The following is a 17488-nucleotide window of genomic DNA, read 5'->3' as shown; positions in this document are numbered from 1 at the left end:
GCACCTCCTATTGTTTCGTAATCGGTGCGAATTTGGCCAGAAGCCGTTTAACGCCCATTGGTGCGGGAAAGGCAATGTCAAGTTCCATTGCATCATCTTCGCCCTGCACTTTAACGACCGTTCCGACGCCCCATTTTTTATGTTCCGCTTTATCACCGGGATTCCACGTCTGTGCTTCAGCACCGGTCGACTGTTGGATTTTGCCGGCCTGGCGCTTAGGTGCCGCCGGCGTCTCAGATGCCTTTTCCTTCGATCCATACAGCGTCCCGCGCATCTGCTCGATCCCTTCAACCAGATCTTCCGGAATTTCAGTAATAAACCGGCTCACCGGATTCATATTCGTCCGGCCGAAAATCGTGCGCATTTTGGCATGGGTTAAGTAAAGTTTCTGTTCCGCCCTTGTAATGCCCACATAAGCCAGACGCCGCTCTTCTTCCATGCCTTCATCATCAAACAGTGACCGGCTGTGCGGAAAGACATTTTCCTCCATCCCGAGCAAAAAGACCACAGGAAACTCCAGTCCTTTCGCGGCATGCAGTGTCATCAGCGTCACTTTCGGCTCATTGGCCGTTTCGTCTTCCTCAGTTCTGTCAATATCGGCTACCAATGCCAGATCGGTGAGAAAAGCAATTAACGTTTTATCCTCAGCTTCCTCTTCAAAGTCCTTTGTGACAGTTTTAAATTCTTCCAGATTTTCCAGACGGCTCTGCGATTCCAGAGACTGCTCTTTTTTCAGCATATCTTCATAGCCAGTCCGTTCAATAACCGCCTCAACCATATCCGTAGCGGTCAGAAATTCCTGCTGCTGGGTCAGCGTCTGAATCAGACTGCCAAATTCCGACAGCGCATTCGCAGCCTTTTTCGTCACGCCAATGAAATCAACCTCTTTAACCGCCCTGTAAAACGAGATATCCTGATCCGCAGCGTAGGCGCGCAGCCGGTCAACCGTTGTCTGGCCAACACCGCGTTTCGGAACGTTCACCACGCGTTCGAAGCTGATATCATCATCCGGGTTGGTAATCAGACGCAAATAAGCGATCAGGTCCTTGATCTCTTTCCGGTCATAGAACTTCGTGCCGCCAATCATCTGATACGTAATATCCGATTTCAGAAACGTATCCTCCACCGCACGTGACTGAGCATTCGTCCGATAAAGGATCGCTACATCATCCAGGGAAAATCCCTCTTCACGGGTCAGTTTTTGAATTTCCTGGGTCACATACAACGCTTCTTCCTGCTCCGTCGCTCCCTGGTAGTAATTCACTTTGTTCCCGTCCTGATTGTCCGTCCACAAATTTTTCGGTTTGCGGCCGGTATTATGGGCGATGACATGGTTCGCGGCCTCAAGAATAGACTTCGTCGACCGGTAATTCTGTTCCAGATAAATCACCCGTGCCGATGGGTAGTCCTGTTCAAACGACATGATATTCGTAATATCAGCACCACGCCAGCCATAAATCGACTGGTCAGAGTCGCCGACAACACAAAGATTCTGAAACCGGCTTGCCAGCTGCTGAACCAGATAGTACTGGGCATGATTGGTGTCCTGGTACTCGTCCACATGGATATACTGGAAACGCCGCTGGTAGTACTCCAGCACCTCAGGCACGCGTTCGAACAAGTGAATCGTCTGCATAATCAGATCATCAAAATCAAGTGCCTGGTTTTTCCGCAGCGTTTTCTGATAGCGTTCATAGATCTGCGACACTTGCCGCTGGAAAAAGTCCGCAGCATTCTTGCTGTATTCCTCCGGTGTGATCAGCTCATTTTTCGCCGAGCTGATTTGTCCCAGCATGCTTTTGGGATTGAATTTTTTCGGGTCAATATTCAAGTCTTTCAAGATCTGTTTGACGACTGACAGCTGATCACCGCTGTCGAGGATTGTGAAATTCTGGCTGTAGCCGATTCTGTCACTATCCCGGCGCAAAATCCGGACACACATGGCGTGAAAAGTCGACACCCAGATCTGTTTGCCCTCAGCGCCAACGAGTTTATTCACACGATCCTTCATTTCACGAGACGCTTTATTCGTAAATGTTATAGCGAGCACACTTCTGGGCGAAACATCCTTTTCCGCAAGCAAGTAAGCAATGCGGTGTGTCAGCACACGCGTTTTGCCGCTCCCTGCTCCCGCCATAATCAAAAGCGGGCCATCTGTATGTTTAACCGCTTCCTGCTGCTGTTCATTTAAGCCATTCACTAATTCATGCATTGTCTGACGCACGCTTGTCACCACCTCTGGCTATGTTCTCCGTATTAACTGCCTCAACTGTCTGCAGTGCTTCCCCGATATCCAAGTAAATCAGATTGCCGACAACAATCGTATCGGCATGTTTCGTCATCTCCCGAGCCTGGGCCTTTGACGCAATTCCGCCGCCATAGACAAGCTGGGTATGACAGAGCTGTTCTCTGACCTCTTGAACGAGCTCTTCATCCCCATACATGCCGCTGTATTCCAGGTAAAAAATCGGCAGATGAAACATATGCTCCGCCATATACGCATAGGCCACAACATCATCATGATCCGGCAGATCACAGTTGGTATATTGAAAGGCCTTGGCATCTTCATTTAAAATACAATAGCCTTCGACTGCCATGTCATTCCAATTTATCAAGTCTTTATAGGCTTTAATAGCCTGGTGCTGTATATCCATCATCCATTTCTTATCACGGCTGTTCATGACCATCGGTATCAAGTAAGCATCAAAACCGGGTGTGATAGCCTCCATGCTGCTGATCTCCAAACCGCAGGGAACAGAATAGCGGCGGATGCGCATGAGCAAGTCAAGCACGCCGTCCAGTGTGACATGGTCAGTTCCGCCAACAATCACAGCATCGGTGCCTGATTCACAAACAGCCTCGAGATCATCATCCGTTATAAATTTGGCTGGGTCCAGTTTAAAGACATGCCTGGCATCTTGCAGAAACGCATTCACTATATAGCCCCCTGATCGATTAATGACTGTGTTCTGTTTGCTGGCCTATATTCCGTATTCAAAACAGATTTTCAATAAGCCGTATGATGTAACATAGCTTAACAGAAACACGTACTAATCTTCATTGATAAAGTATATCAAAAAACGCGCTGTAAATTTAGGGTTTCGGAACATGATTTTTTGAAAGTTAGCCTGTGTGGTAAAAAGGCAGCCTTTAAGGCTCCCTGCAGAGAGGAATGAAACCGGATGGAATGGCAGGAAACCGGCGGCTCAGGCCGATTTCCTGTCTATCAGCGGTGACATACACAGCAGACGCATACGAGCTGCATTATGCATCCGTATCCGGCATGCGTTCAAGCACCGTGTTATAACCGTCGCTTCCATAATTCAGACAACGCCGCACACGCGATATCGTAGCGGTTGAGGCGCCTGTCTCTGTTTCAATCACATTGTAAGTATCGCCTGCGGTCAGCATTTTGGCAACATGCATCCGCTGAGCAAGTGCGTGAACTTCGGACATCGTTGCAATATCATCAAAAAATTGATAGCATTCTTCCCGATCATTTAACGAAAGGATCGCATCAAACAGCTGATCCAGCTGTTCTCCGCGCAGTTTATCGATCTGCATGCAGCATTCACCTGCTTTCTACTCGTTTGACACGGTTACTGATTGCGCCATCCCCGGATCAGCCGGCACGACATTAATCCATGTTTTGCCCGGAACAAATGGCACCGGATCACCGTTTTTGACAGGGATGATTCGTCCGTCACGGTTTTCCCACTGGACTTTGCGGATGTGCCCTTTTTGGACAAGATAGGCGTCGCCGCCCGAGGTGATATCAATCTCCCGCCGGCCAGCATCGTCAATAATCTCATGCGGTGTTTCGATGATGAAAAGATTGTCTGCGGTCACTGGCTCATCAGCGTCTTTTTCAATTGATTGGTTACCGTTGCTGTAACGGTTGTAGACCGCATTGCCTTCATCATACGAATATGTAACCACATTCTTCATCCCGCCTGAATAATCAATGGTCACACTGGCTGCTTCATCACCTGATGCAGCGGCCGCTTCATCCTCATCTGCAAATGGCAGCGGCTGATAGGATTGCGTCACATTATACCCTTTTTGTTCGGCCATATCATTCACGCTGGCAAACTGCAAATAGGAATTATGCGGGGCAGACCGGTCTGATGAGCGTTTGAACAAGTTGCCATCATTATCATGCAAGGCACCATCCAAATGCTCAATGCCCTCATCAGCAATCATATCATTCACGAAGTTCGCAGCGCCATGATAAACATACAGCGCATCATACCCGTCGGCCAGATCAAAGTAATACTCCCGGGCACTGCGGACGGGTCCGACCACATCCGGCTGCTGACTTTGGTAGATGGCCAAAAAGCGGGTGATGCTCCCCTCAGCCAGCATCTCAAAGACAATATCGGCCTTGCTGAGACCGGTCTGCGGACGCGCTTTTGGATGGTTGTTCACCATAACACCAACAGCCCGCTGTTCGGTGTTTCCCTCTGCCGGCAAACCAGTAAGCGGAGAAACATCCGGGTTCTCATTCTTTTCCGTAACGGCTTGTCCATGTGACGCATTGTCCTGACTTGCTTGCTCCTCTTCACCGGAACAAGCAGCCAGAGACAGAATCAGTAAAGCAAGCAAACTCAATGCCGTCTTTCGCATTCATGCACCTCCCTGGAACACTTTCATTTCTCCGTTTCCATTATACGTCAGCGCATCGTTGCTGGGAAGAGGGCTTCACGTTTTTTAACATCAACGACGCCCTGCTGGGTGACGCGCGTATAGGGCAAATGCGTTGCCGATAAAAACAGAATCGCATACACCGGGTCATCGAACGGATAGCCAAAATCCTGCAGCCATTGTTTTAATTGTTTTTCTTTTGCAATCAAATCTTCCATATTGCCAGCATACATACTGCCGCCCAGTGCAAGCGGCAATTCGAATAAAATCTCACCGTCATGAACTAGAACAATGCCTCCACCCAGCGCTTTTAGACGCTGCCAGGCAAGCAGCAGATCCTGTTTGCTTTTGCCGATAAACACCAGATCACCCGTCGTAGAATACGAGCTTGCCAGACCGCCGAGCCGATCCGTGAAGCCTTTTATGGCTGTATTAACCCGCCACTTTCCTTTGCGGTCAACCAGCATAAGAAAAGCATCATCCAACGTCTCGGGTATTACATCCACTGTAACATCTGCCTTAATCGCGTAAGGCTTTATAATCACATCACTCACCATGTCCAGTCCAATGGGAACCGAAAACTGCAGATCCTCCAATCGTAAATCCCAGTCAAAATCGATCGGCTGAATACCATGGTGTTCCCAATCAATGCGGGAAGGCTCAGGCAGTTTCTGGTGATCTTTTACAAGCCATTCCCCTTTTGCCAGGACACTTACCGGCGTGGGATCTTCCTTCTTCGCCAGAATATTAATGTGCGCCAGACGGCCCGGGGCGATGCAGCCCAAGTCTTCCAGCAGACCATAATGATCAGCCGCATTATGCGAAGCCATTCGATAAGCGTCTGCGAGCGGTACGCCTTTTTGTATAGCTATCCTGATACACAGATTCATAATACCATTTTCATAGAAAGAAGGCGTCGATCCGTCCGTCGTCATGGTGACATGATCAAACACCGCCAGCCCTTCAGCAAGCATTTCTTCCAATAATGCGGGCAGATTAGGGCGGATCGAGGAGTAGCGCAATCCCGTCTGGTAGCCTGACTGCAGACGCTGAATAGCTTCTTTTCCGGTCGTTGCTTCATGGTCAGCTGCCACACCGAGCAGTTTCAGCTTCGTCAGCGTCTTTTCGGACGCGCCAGGCAGGTGGCCTTCCACCGGTTTACCGCGCCGGTTGGATTCCTGTATCCAGTAAAGCAGGCGGTCATCACCATCGAGCAAACGCGGCCATGCCGTTAACTCACCGCCCTGGATGACGGATGGGTGATCGAGCCATCTGAGCACTCTATTCGTGCTGAAAAAGTCCTCGCCCTGTTTCAAAAGCGTCTGCGGGTCAAAACGCGCCCACCAGTACATCGATACGGGCAGCTGATCAAATGCCTCAATGATAGAAAACGCTTTCTTTTGGTCTAATAAAAAATGCCAGACTAAGTTGTCATTAATAAATGTCGTCGTTCCCGTTTCTGCACCGTGGCTCGCAAGTTCTTCCGGATTATACAGCTGAAACGGATGCGCATGCGGTTCAATATAGCCCGGTACCAGATACATGCCTTCACAATCAACGATTTCAGCTGATCCGCTTTTTTCCGGAAGCTGATCACCAACATAAACAATCCGGTCATGCAAAATCCAGATATTGGCCTTAAGCCATTGCTTCGTATACGTATTCAAATAGGTGCCATTCTTTAAAACGATGGTCGGTTCCGCTGTGCCATCAATCACCGCGACATGCTGCCGCAGCTCGCGGTTCCGCCAGTATTGATTATCGATCATAACAAAAACGCTCCAATAGTTATTTCTTTAAGTTTAACATAAATGCGCTTTCATACGTTATGATTTCAGCAAATCAGCCTGACTTTTTTGTGACAGCTAAACAGCACCAGGCGTGCTGAAACCTCTCCAGCAAAGGGCCTGCTGCTAGTTGCTGGCAAGCCCAATCCGCCGGAAAATCGCATCCACATTTTTCAAGTGATACGTATAATCAAAGCAGGCATTAAGATCTGTCTCTGTTAATTTAGCCATGATCCTGCTGTCCGCCTCCAGCAGCTGTTTGAAGTGCGTGCCTGTCTCCCACGCCTGCATCGCTTTAGGCTGAACGAGATCATAAGCCTCTTCACGGCTCATACCCCCATCAACCAGTGCCAAGAGCACACGCTGAGAGAAGATCACGCCCTGTGTCTGGTTAATATTCGCTTTCATCCGTTCAGGAAACACGGTCAATTTCGCGACAATGCCGGCGAAACGATTCAGCATATAATCAAGGGCTGTCGTCGCATCTGGCAACATAATTCTTTCCGCTGAGGAGTGCGAGATATCCCGCTCATGCCAGAGCGAAACGTCTTCATAAGCTGTCGTCATATACCCCCTGAGAACCCGGGCGATTCCCGCCATATTTTCCGAGCCAATAGGATTGCGTTTATGCGGCATGGCTGAAGAACCCTTCTGCCCTTTCGCAAAAAACTCTTCCACTTCATGTGTTTCGGTCTTCTGCAGACCGCGGATCTCAGTGCCAAATTTTTCAATGGACGTCGCGATCAAGGAAAGGGTCGCTATGTAATACGCATGCCGGTCACGCTGCAGTGTCTGCGTTGATATAGGGGCAGGCGTGAGCCCGAGGTTATCACACACGTATTGCTCAACGAATGGATCTGTGTTCGCATATGTCCCGACAGCACCAGACATTTTGCCAAATTCAACATCGCGGGCAGCCTGTTCAAAACGTTCCAGGTTGCGCTTCATCTCCTCATACCAGAGGGCCATTTTCAGTCCGAACGTTGTCGGCTCGGCATGAACGCCATGAGTCCGCCCCATCATGACTGTGTGCTGATGCTCGATGGCTTTTTGTTTCAAAACGTCAATAAAATGGTGCAAGTCCTGACGAATGATCTGATTAGCCTGCTTCAGCAAATAGGATTGCGCGGTATCAACTACATCCGTCGAGGTAAGTCCGTAATGCACCCATTTGCGCTCGTCACCAAGGGATTCGGAAACCGCACGGGTGAAAGCGACCACATCATGCCGCGTTTCTTCCTCAATTTCCTGAATCCGCTCAACTTTGAATGACGCGTTGCGGCGGATGTTTTCCGCATCCTGGGCCGGTATAACGCCCAGCTCAGCCCATGCTTCACATGCCAGAATCTCCACTTCCAGCCAAGCTGCGTATTTATTCTCATCGCGCCAAATCGCGCCCATTTCCTCACGTGTATAGCGTTCTATCATCGTTTGCCTCCTCGCCCATGTCCGGTTTTTAGCCTGATTGTTCTACGATTGGTTATAATCATTCCCTGATTGTGCAGCTTGTGGTTTTTCGTCGTTTTTATGACGGTTATTAAACAAGCGGCCTTTACGCACTTGTTTCACCCAGAAACCGCCATGAATCTGCTTCGGTTCATAGGATATGATAAAGGCTTTCGGGTCAATTGTTTTCACCGTTTCATACAAACGCAGTTCGTATTTGCGCGGTGTGAGAATTTGCATTGCCAGCCGGTCGCCGTCCATGCCATAAGCCTGCCAGCTTGTCACACCGTAGCCTTTCTCGCGGACTTTTCGCGTCAATTCAATATCAGAATCAGACGCAATGACGTTAACCGTAATATAGCCGAGCGCCAGTTTTTCCTCAATTTTGGTGCCGACAATCACACCAATACCGAAACCAATCGCGTAGGCCGCAACATTCTGGATTTGATCTAAATTATCCAGAACAAGACCCAGACCGATCACATACATCACAACTTCAAACATACTGACAAACGCTGCCATGTAGCGCCGGCTTTTCAGCGTCAGAATCATCCGCATCGTCGACAGGGATACATACACAATATTAACGACCAGTATAATGGCCACCATCACCAGAGCATTATCCAGCAAGAGATTGCCTCCTTCCAGCTGCAGCACTATGTTCTCTGCGGTCACGACCAGTGCCGTCCCTTAATCCTCTCTCCTTGTATTATTGTACCTGTGATTGACAGGAAAATAAAATCAAAATGGTGTTACAGCCACAAGAATGATTTGCGGCAATTTTCTGATGGTTATGTAAGGATTGCAGGTTCAGCATAAATGCATCTATTACCCGCCAGACCCGATTTTATGATAAAATTATGTGACATATGATTAACCGCAGCATCTGGGGGGGGGAATGTGACATGTCAAATTTGAAAAAAGCAACATTTGCCGGCGGCTGTTTTTGGTGCATGGTGAAGCCATTCGATCAGTGGGATGGCATTCATGGCGTCGTTTCCGGCTATACTGGCGGCCACACCGACAATCCGGCTTACGAGGACGTTAAAACCGGCACAACCGGACACCGGGAAGCCGTGGAAATCACCTACGATCCAACGGTCATTTCCTACGAAACGATTTTAACGATTTACTGGCAGCAGATTGACCCGACTGATGACGGCGGGCAGTTCCATGACCGCGGCGACTCCTACCGCACAGCCGTCTTTTATCACAATGATGAACAGAAAGCACTTGCTGAACAAGCAAAACAGACGATCGCCGAGAGTGGCAAGTTCCGCGATCCGATCGTTACATCTATTCTGCCAGCCCAGACATTTTATCCGGCTGAAGACGAGCATCAGAATTTCTATCAGAAACATAAAGCGTATTACGAACAGGACCGAGAGGCCTCAGGAAGGGATGCATTTATCCAGGCTGCATGGGGAGAGAACCTTTAACTCTCCTCTTCTTTGCCTGGTCATTCCAGGCTTATTGCATGACAGGCAAATCGCCTCTTTAGGTGCTTTGACATATTGACATCGCGTAATATAATAAAATTAAACGTATTTTGAAAGCGGTTACCTTACAGGACAGCTGCAGCATATCGCAAATATATGTTTAATATTCTGATTTTTGTGGAATAGACCGTTAAACATACCAGGTAAGCGTTATTCATATATATGTTAAGGGAAAGGAGTTTTGCAATTGTCCAATACAGATAGACTCAATACGCTTTTAGAAGAAGATCGTACGTTTGAACCACCTGAATCATTTAAAGCACAAGCAAACTTCAACGACCCGAGCGTTTATGAAAGGGCTGCCAATGACCCGGAAGGCTACTGGGCAGAACAGGCAGAATACTTAAGCTGGTTTAAGCCTTATTCAGAAGTGCTTAACTGGAATCCGCCACATGCTGAATGGTTTGTGGATGGCAAATTAAATGCAGCCTATAACTGTGTAGACCGTCACCGCGAAGGCCCGAACAAAAATAAGGCTGCGATTATCTGGGAAGGCGAGCAAGGCAACAGCCAAATCTTTACTTATGACATGCTCGGCCGCGAAGTCGATAAAGCAGCTCATATGCTGAAGCAGCTCGGGGTTAACAAAGGAGACCGCGTCGCCATCTATTTGCCAATGATCCCTGAGCTTCCGATTTCCATGCTTGCCTGTGCGAAAATAGGCGCGATCCACTCGGTTGTTTTCGCCGCTTATTCAGCCAAAGCATTGAATGACCGAATCACAGACACGGAAGCCAAACTTCTGATCACCTCAGATGGCAGCCGCCGCAGCGGTAAGATATTGCCATTGAAAGATAACGCGGATAAGGCTGTTAAAGATACAACAGTGGAAACGACGCTGGTGATCAACAATATCGGTCCAGACGCGAATACAGCGTGGAACAAGGCTCTCGATGTTGACTGGGGAACACTAAAACAAAAAATGCCGACAACACCGCTCGAGCATGAAGAAATGGATGCAGAAGATCCTCTGTTCATTCTTTATACGTCAGGAACCACTGGCAAACCAAAGGGAATCGTTCATACGACAGGCGGTTATTTAACCGGGGTCAACCACTCTGTCCGGAGCATCTTTGACTTAAAAGATGAAGATGTGTTCTGGTGCACAGCAGACATCGGCTGGGTTACCGGCCACTCCTATTCGGTTTACGGCCCCCTTTCTGCTGGCGGAACCAGTGTCATGTATGAAGGCGGCCCTGCTTATCCTGAACGTGATCGTTTCTGGGACATTGTCGAGAAATATGGCGTCACCATTTTCTATACAGCCCCAACCTCGATCCGCACATTCATGAAATGGGGACATGAATACGTTGAAAAACATGACTTAAGCTCGTTAAGATTACTTGGAACAGTTGGGGAGCCGATTAATCCAGAGGCTTGGATGTGGTACCACAAATATGTCGGCGGCGAAAAGTGCCCGATTGTCGATACGTGGTGGCAAACCGAAAACGGGTCTGCCATGATCGCACCACTTCCCGGCATCACAACAACAAAACCAGGATCTGCAACCAAACCAGCGCCAGGCATTATTGCCGATATCTTTGACGGAGAAGGCAATCCCGTCGAACCCGGCAATGGCGGCTATCTCGTCATTAAGCAGCCATGGCCGTCCATGCTGCGAACCGTCTGGGGAGACGATCAGCGCTTCAAAGACTCCTATTTCGGTGATTATGATGGCATTTATACATCAGGCGATGTTGCCCATAAAGATAAAGATGGCTATATCTGGATCTTAGGCCGTGATGATGATGTCATTAATGTCAGCGGTCACCGTCTGGGGGCAAGTGAACTGGAAAGCGCCATTGTCAGCCACGATGCAGTCGCCGAAGCTGCCGTCATTGGCCGGTCCGATGACATTAAAGGGGAAGCAATCACCGCATTTGTCACCCTGAAAGAACGCGCTCAAAGCAGCGACGAACTGCATGATGAGATTGTTGCGCAAATCGTTGATCAAATTGGCAAAATCGCCCGGCCGGATGAAGTGATTTTCACAGCAAGTCTGCCGAAAACAAGCAGCGCGAAAATCATGCGCCGCCTGCTCCGGGATATTGCAGAAGGCAAAGCTGTCGGAGACACGTCCACGCTGGAAGATCCAAGCGTTGTCGAGGACCTCAAAGAGAAATACGCTGAAGCTGAAGAACAATAGAGCCTATGAGTGCTGCGGGAGAACGCGCGATTCTCCCGCAGTTTTTTTAATAATATCTCTCCCTTAAAAGAGAACAAGTGACAGATAAAGGCCGATCAGCGTTATAAATAAAATCGGTATCGTTAACATAATCCCGGTCTTGAAATAGGTTTTCCAGGATATTTTAACGCCTTTTCGCGCTAGCACATGGAGCCATACGAGCGTCGCCAGCGAACCGATTGGTGTGATTTTAGGACCTAAATCCGACCCGACCACATTCGCGTAAATAAGAGCTTCTTTTAATACACCAGATGTGTTTGTCTCAGCAATGGCTAAAGCATCCACCATGACAGTCGGCATATTATTCATAATCGACGACAGGAATGCCGCCAAAAACCCCATCACGATCGTCGAAACAAATAAGCCCTGTTCAGCCACCGACTCCAGAACACCGGCCAGCATAGACGTGAGCCCGGCATGTCCTAAGCCATAGACCACAACATACATCCCGATGGAGAAAAACACGATATCCCATGGCGCGCCTTTGATAACCGCTTTCGTATCCACGGCTCGACTGGTGCCAGCCATAAAAATAAAAAAGAGTGCAACGACACCCGCCACAATCGAGACGGGAAGGGTGATAAACTCACTTAAAAAGTAGCCAATAAGCAGCACAGCAAGTATATACCACGACACGTGAAACAGCTTCTGATCTTTAATAACGTCTTTTGGATCACTTAATTGCGACACGTCGAATGATTTGGGAATGTTTTTGCGAAAATAAATATATAAGACCGTTATCGTTGCCAGCAGGGAAAATAGATTCGGAATCATCATTCTTAGCGCATATTCCACAAAGCCAAGTCCAAAAAAGTCTGCTGATACGATATTCACCAGATTACTGACAACAAACGGGAGGGATGTGGTATCAGCTATAAAGCCACTTGCCATAATAAAAGGGAAAATCATTTTCTCTTTAAAATTCAAATGACGCACCATCGCCAGCACAATTGGCGTCAGAATCAGCGCTGCCCCGTCATTCGCGAATAAGGCAGCAACAATAGCCCCTAATAAACTGATATAAATAAACATCTTAATCCCGCTGCCTTTGGCAAATTGGGCCATATGTAAAGCGGCCCACTCAAACAACCCGATTTCATCCAAAATCAGCGAGATGAGAATGACCGCTACAAATGCCAAAGTCGCGTTCCAGACAATATCGGTGACAGCTATGACATCAGCTGGCCCTACCACGCCGGTTACTAAAGCAATTACAGCACCGCCGATTGCCGTCCAGCCGATATTCAATCCTTTGGGCTGCCAAATGACGAACACTAATGTGACAATAAAAATGCTAATGGCAAGGATGAGAGTTGTTGACAACGTAAAGCCTCCGTTCAGCAGCAAAAATGATTGCCATGGCTGCCAGTTGAATTAATTCAATGAGCCATTCAGACAGACACACAATCTATCGCTTTTGACTATACTAAATGTCTATCATACCATATACCAGTCTATCTAGTAGTGATCCTGACATCATTTTGAATAAAATTTCAGCTAAAAAAAAGCTGGGTTGAGTATACTTACCGACTCATTGTCCCAGCCTCTCCCTATTTAAAGCTTCGCTCGTTCCGTTTTCGCCTATAACCCCATGTTTTTCGCAATAATGTCTTTCATGATTTCATTCGTACCTGCGTAAATGGACGTCACTGCGACATCCCGGTAGCGCCTGGCAATTTCATATTCTTCCATATAACCGTATCCACCATGCAATTGCATGCATTCAACCGCCACGCGTTTTGCCAGATCTGTCGTCCACCACTTGGCCATAGACACTTCAGACACAATCTGCTTGCCCGCCACATGCTCCTCAATCAACTTATCAACAAATGCGCGGCCGATTTCAACCTCTGTTTTCATTTCGGCAAGTTTGAATTGTGTATTTTGAAATTGACTGATTGGCTTGCCAAATGCTTCCCGCTGTGTTACATAATCAACAGTGAGGTCCACCATTTTGGACGCTGAAGGTATACTGGCAATCGATACCATTAACCGTTCCTGCTGCAGTTTTTCCATTAAATAATAAAAGCCTTTATTTTCTTCACCTATTAGATTGCTTGCCGGGACTCTGACATCTTCAAAAATAAGTTCGCTCGTGTCACTGGCATGCTGGCCGATTTTATTAAGTTTTTTTCCGCGCTTAAACCCCGCCATACCCTCCTCAACAACGAGCAGACTGATTCCCCGGTGGGCCGGTTCAGCCTGGGGATCTGTTTTGCATACGACAACAACTAAATCAGCAGAACTGCCGTTTGTAATAAAGGTTTTTTCGCCATTAACGATATAATCATCGCCATCCCTGATGGCAGTCGTTGTCACAGAAGCTAAATCAGAACCTGTTCCCGGCTCGGTCATGCCAATGGCGGAAATAAGCTCACCAGTCGTTGCTTTGGGCAGCCAGCGCTGTTTTTGTTCATCTGTACCGTATGTTTCAACATAGGGCATAACAATATCATTGTGAAGACCAATCCCTGTCAGACCCGTTCCAACACGCTCAAACTCCTCCGAAAGCACAACTGAATAACCGAAGTCAGCATTCAGACCTCCATAGGCTTCATCAACTTGTGGACAGAGAAAGCCCTGCTCCCCTGCTTTTTCCCAGAATGACCGTGGAACTTGTTTATCCTGTTCCCACTGATCATAATATGGCGCCGCTTCCTGTTCGAGAAATTTACGCAGTGATTCGCGAAATATCTCATGTTCATTCGTTAAAAAGGTCCGTGACATCGCTCTCGCTCCTTTCTTTAAGATTAGCGGTGGTTAAATTCAGGTTTTCGTTTTTCAATAAAGGCCTGAATCCCTTCTTGACTGTCCTGGGTTGCAAATAATGCCTTGAATGCCGCTTTTTCTTGCTGCAGTCCCTCATGAAGCGACACCTGCTCAGTATTATTAATCAGCTGTTTGATGCGGCTTAATGATTGCAATGAGTTACCGGCTACTTTATGAGCGAGCTGGTTGGCTGCTTCTTTTCCTTCTGACTTCTTGACGACCTGGTTAACAATGCCGATATTATATGCCTCGTCTGCGGAAATATGGCTGCCCGTAAACATCAATTCCTTGGCTTTTGCTATGCCAATCTCTTTTGGCAAACGCTGGGTTCCGCCGCCACCAGGCAGTAATCCCAGATTCACTTCCGGAAGCCCAATCTGAACATGATCTTCCGCAATCCGGAGGTCACATGTCAAGGCAAGTTCTAATCCGCCGCCTAATGTAAACCCATTCAGCAAAACAATGGTAGGCTTTGGAATCGCCGCAATTCTATTTAAAACACCATGCGTGTCTTTTGCCTCCTGGTTCACGTCTTCGTCCAGAAACTCTTTGATATCGGCTCCGGCCATGAACGCACGATCGCCAGCGCCGGTTAAAATAATCGTGATAACCTCATCATCTGTCTCCAGTTGCCCGAACACATCATCCAGCCCCGTGAGAACCTGATTGCTTAAGACGTTCATCGGCGGATTATCAATAACCACTGTCGCAACACCATCGTGTTTCGTGACTGATACATGTTTACTCATTAACCTCATTCTCCTTTATTAAATCATTTAAAATCATATCCGTATGCTCCCCTAATGCAGGCGCCTCTGACTTAAGGCTGCCGGGTGTGTGTGACAGTTTAATAGGAATACCGACTTGCGTTTGTTCACCCAGCGCTGAATGGTCGAGAGAGGGAAACATATCCCGTTCCTGCAGTTGAGGATTTCTAAGAACGTCATCAAATGTCTCAACCGGAGCAACACACGCTTCGACTTCATAAAAATCCACCATCCATTCAGCCAATGGTTTCTGCGCTATGATGGATTGAATGGTTTGTTTCATCAGCGCCTGCTCCTCTGCAGGTGCCTTTAATTGAGCAATCAGATCTTCGCGGCCGATTGTTGTACAGAATGCCTGCCAAAACTTCGGTTCCAAAGCACCGACAGACAACCAGCGCCGGTCTTGTGTTTCATACACATCGTAGCAGGCAAGGCCGCCGCTCAGGTCATGCTCACCACGCTCGGGCTGTTTTTCATCAGCCAGATACTCGGACAGCAACACCGGCAGCATGGACACAACCCCATCGGTCATGGCTATATCCACGAACTGGCCTTTACCAGAATTCCGGCGTTCAAATAAAGCGAGCAAAATCCCGATGACAGCTGGAAACGCACCACCCGCAATATCAGCAATCTGTGTGGCCGGAACCACCGGCTTCCCTCCTTTTTCACCCATCATCTGAAGCAAGCCTGCATAACTAATGTAGTCATGTCCTGGACGATTGGCATAAGGCCCTGTCTGACCATAGCCGGTAATTGAACAAAAGATGAGCTGCTCGTTAAATGCTTTCAACGTTTCATAGTCGATCCCCAGACGCTCCATTACACCAGGGCGAAACGATTCGACGACGACATCAGCGGTTTTGACGAGCTGGATGAAGTGACGTTTTCCTTCATCTGATTTCAAATCCAGGCAGATACTTTTTTTATTGCGGTTAAGCATATGGAATAAAGCACTATTGTCATCCCGTTTTGGTTCGCCGTGACGTGCATAATCGCCTGTATTGGGATCTTCAACCTTAATCACCTCAGCACCAAAATCAGCAAGCATCATGGTGCCGTGAGGTCCCGGCAGCAAACGGGTCAAATCAAGTACTCGAATCGATGTCAGCGGCATCTGCTGGCCCACCTTTCTCTGAAAATGAAAGTCATCTTTTAAAACACGTGAACGCTACAGCCGCTCAATAATGGTTGCGTTGGCCATGCCGTGCCCTTCGCACATCGTTTGCAGGCCGTATCGTCCGCCTGTTCGCTCCAGTTCATGAAGCAGCGTAATCATAAGGCGGCCGCCGCTTGCCCCCAGTGGATGGCCCAGTGCAATGGCTCCGCCGTTTGGATTTAACTTCGCCGGATCTGCGCCCGTTTCCTGAAGCCATGCCAATGGTACAGATGCAAAGGCTTCATTCACTTCAAACGTATCAATATCATCGATCGTAAGGCCGGCCTTGCCGAGTACGTTTTGCGTCGCTGGGATGGGACCTGTAAGCATCAAGGTTGGATCAGCCCCGACAACAGAGCGGGCAAGAACCTTAAATTTTGGTTTGAGACCCAGTGCCTCTGCCTTATCTCTTGACATCAGCAAAATGGCATTCGCCCCATCACTGATTTGGCTTGCATTGCCCGCCGTTATTGCCCCATCTTCAGCGAACGCGGGCTTAAGTGAGCTTAATTTCGCCATAGTTGTATCCTCACGCGGCCCTTCATCATGCTCTACCGTTGCCGTCGTTCCATCCGGAAGTGTTACCTCAAGCGGCATGATTTCCTTTTGGAAACGTCCTTCATCTCGTGCACGAATGGCTTTTTTATGACTGTCTAAGGAGAGAGCATCCATGTCTTGCCGGTTAAGCTGCCACTTGTTTGCTATCCGATCGGCTGACAATCCTTGATGAATCATCTCATAGCGACTTGATAACTCCGGGCTAAAGTCAACATCCTGACGACTCGAGCCGATTGGAACCCGTGACATGCTCTCAATCCCGCCGGCCACAACAACATCCATATCCCCGCTGATAATAGCCTGTGCTGCAAAATGAACCGCCTGCTGACTTGAACCGCATTGACGATCAATCGTTGTGCCGGGCACTTCGACTGGATAGTCTGCCGTTAACGCCGCCACTCTGGCAATATCAAGTGACTGTTCCCCTACTTGTGACACACACCCAAAGATCACATCTTCAATGATGTTTTTCTCGATCCCTGATCGTTTTACGATTTCTTCCAAAGGTTTGGCTGCAAGGACATCAGCTCGAACACCACTTAACTGACCATTTCGCTTTCCAACCGGTGTCCGCACCGCTTCTACAATCACTGCTTCACGCATCGTTTCCCCTCCCGCTAACCAAGATATTATTGAACATTCTAACAACTAAACTTCAAACTTTACTGATTCGG

General features: G+C 48.2%; 14 protein-coding genes. 2 read left to right on the top strand and 12 right to left on the bottom strand.

From position 1 onward, the window contains the following. Positions 1–7 precede the first annotated feature (7 nt). The 7 genes from pcrA to ACZ444_RS04195 all read right to left on the bottom strand — a co-directional run bounded on the left by pcrA (position 8) and on the right by ACZ444_RS04195 (position 8507). Entirely contained in the window at positions 8–2212 is a 2205-nt protein-coding gene (pcrA, locus tag ACZ444_RS04225; RefSeq protein WP_382357497.1) for a DNA helicase PcrA, read from the bottom strand. Continuing rightward, complete coding sequence (gene pcrB / locus ACZ444_RS04220; RefSeq protein WP_382357421.1) at positions 2205–2936, bottom strand: heptaprenylglyceryl phosphate synthase; 732 nt, start codon at positions 2934–2936, stop codon at positions 2205–2207. Before pcrB ends, pcrA begins: the two co-directional genes overlap by 8 nt. A gap of 328 nt (positions 2937–3264) precedes the next feature. Further along, positions 3265–3564, bottom strand: a complete 300-nt coding sequence (locus ACZ444_RS04215) for a YerC/YecD family TrpR-related protein (protein WP_382357420.1) — start codon at positions 3562–3564, stop codon at positions 3265–3267. A gap of 18 nt (positions 3565–3582) precedes the next feature. Beyond that, positions 3583–4626, bottom strand: coding sequence for a DUF3048 domain-containing protein (locus ACZ444_RS04210; RefSeq protein WP_382357419.1), 1044 nt, complete (start codon positions 4624–4626; stop codon positions 3583–3585). A gap of 47 nt (positions 4627–4673) precedes the next feature. Next, entirely contained in the window at positions 4674–6413 is a 1740-nt protein-coding gene (locus ACZ444_RS04205) for an adenine deaminase C-terminal domain-containing protein (protein WP_382357418.1), read from the bottom strand. Between the two features lie 144 nt (positions 6414–6557). After that, positions 6558–7859, bottom strand: a complete 1302-nt coding sequence (gene purB, locus ACZ444_RS04200; protein WP_382357417.1) for an adenylosuccinate lyase — start codon at positions 7857–7859, stop codon at positions 6558–6560. 42 nt (positions 7860–7901) lie between these two features. Continuing rightward, positions 7902–8507: a DUF2179 domain-containing protein gene (locus tag ACZ444_RS04195; RefSeq protein WP_382357496.1), complete on the bottom strand. Its 606-nt coding sequence runs from the start codon at positions 8505–8507 to the stop codon at positions 7902–7904. A 275-nt stretch (positions 8508–8782) separates the two neighbouring features. Here ACZ444_RS04195 and msrA point away from each other — a divergent pair, with 275 nt between their 5' ends. Together msrA and acs are read left to right on the top strand one after the other, a co-directional pair. After that, positions 8783–9316 carry a peptide-methionine (S)-S-oxide reductase MsrA gene (gene msrA, locus ACZ444_RS04190; RefSeq protein WP_382357416.1) on the top strand — a complete coding sequence of 178 codons (534 nt, stop codon included), beginning with the start codon at positions 8783–8785 and terminating at the stop codon, positions 9314–9316. A 247-nt stretch (positions 9317–9563) separates the two neighbouring features. After that, positions 9564–11522, top strand: a complete 1959-nt coding sequence (gene acs / locus ACZ444_RS04185) for an acetate--CoA ligase (protein WP_382357415.1) — start codon at positions 9564–9566, stop codon at positions 11520–11522. A gap of 63 nt (positions 11523–11585) precedes the next feature. Here acs and ACZ444_RS04180 read toward each other — a convergent pair whose 3' ends face one another. From ACZ444_RS04180 to ACZ444_RS04160, 5 genes are all read right to left on the bottom strand, one after another. Continuing rightward, entirely contained in the window at positions 11586–12884 is a 1299-nt protein-coding gene (locus ACZ444_RS04180) for an arsenic transporter (protein WP_382357414.1), read from the bottom strand. A 258-nt stretch (positions 12885–13142) separates the two neighbouring features. Beyond that, positions 13143–14288, bottom strand: a complete 1146-nt coding sequence (locus ACZ444_RS04175) for an acyl-CoA dehydrogenase family protein (RefSeq protein ID WP_382357413.1) — start codon at positions 14286–14288, stop codon at positions 13143–13145. A gap of 23 nt (positions 14289–14311) precedes the next feature. Beyond that, complete coding sequence (locus ACZ444_RS04170) at positions 14312–15079, bottom strand: enoyl-CoA hydratase/isomerase family protein (protein ID WP_382357412.1); 768 nt, start codon at positions 15077–15079, stop codon at positions 14312–14314. Next, positions 15072–16214, bottom strand: coding sequence for a CaiB/BaiF CoA transferase family protein (locus ACZ444_RS04165; protein ID WP_382357411.1), 1143 nt, complete (start codon positions 16212–16214; stop codon positions 15072–15074). The genes ACZ444_RS04170 and ACZ444_RS04165 overlap by 8 nt, the downstream gene beginning before the upstream one ends. Before the next feature lie 54 nt (positions 16215–16268). Beyond that, entirely contained in the window at positions 16269–17417 is a 1149-nt protein-coding gene (locus tag ACZ444_RS04160; RefSeq protein WP_382357410.1) for a thiolase family protein, read from the bottom strand. Between the last annotated feature and the right edge of the window lie 71 nt (positions 17418–17488).

It is taken from the genome of Lentibacillus kimchii (assembly GCF_055381965.1).
The sequence above is the reverse complement of the archived record's forward strand: the minus strand, read 5'-3'. Positions and strand labels throughout refer to the sequence as shown.

What these genes read in the sequence shown, in the direction of transcription:
- pcrA (WP_382357497.1), bottom strand. Translation starts at nt 2,212, where the DNA reads ATGCATGAATTAGTGAATGGCTTAAATGAACAGCAGCAGGAAGCGGTT.
- ACZ444_RS04215 (WP_382357420.1), bottom strand. Translation starts at nt 3,564, where the DNA reads ATGCAGATCGATAAACTGCGCGGAGAACAGCTGGATCAGCTGTTTGAT.
- ACZ444_RS04210 (WP_382357419.1), bottom strand. Translation starts at nt 4,626, where the DNA reads ATGCGAAAGACGGCATTGAGTTTGCTTGCTTTACTGATTCTGTCTCTG.
- ACZ444_RS04205 (WP_382357418.1), bottom strand. Translation starts at nt 6,413, where the DNA reads ATGATCGATAATCAATACTGGCGGAACCGCGAGCTGCGGCAGCATGTC.
- purB (WP_382357417.1), bottom strand. Translation starts at nt 7,859, where the DNA reads ATGATAGAACGCTATACACGTGAGGAAATGGGCGCGATTTGGCGCGAT.
- msrA (WP_382357416.1), top strand. Translation starts at nt 8,783, where the DNA reads ATGTCAAATTTGAAAAAAGCAACATTTGCCGGCGGCTGTTTTTGGTGC.
- ACZ444_RS04175 (WP_382357413.1), bottom strand. Translation starts at nt 14,288, where the DNA reads ATGTCACGGACCTTTTTAACGAATGAACATGAGATATTTCGCGAATCA.
- ACZ444_RS04170 (WP_382357412.1), bottom strand. Translation starts at nt 15,079, where the DNA reads ATGAGTAAACATGTATCAGTCACGAAACACGATGGTGTTGCGACAGTG.
- ACZ444_RS04165 (WP_382357411.1), bottom strand. Translation starts at nt 16,214, where the DNA reads ATGCCGCTGACATCGATTCGAGTACTTGATTTGACCCGTTTGCTGCCG.
- ACZ444_RS04160 (WP_382357410.1), bottom strand. Translation starts at nt 17,417, where the DNA reads ATGCGTGAAGCAGTGATTGTAGAAGCGGTGCGGACACCGGTTGGAAAG.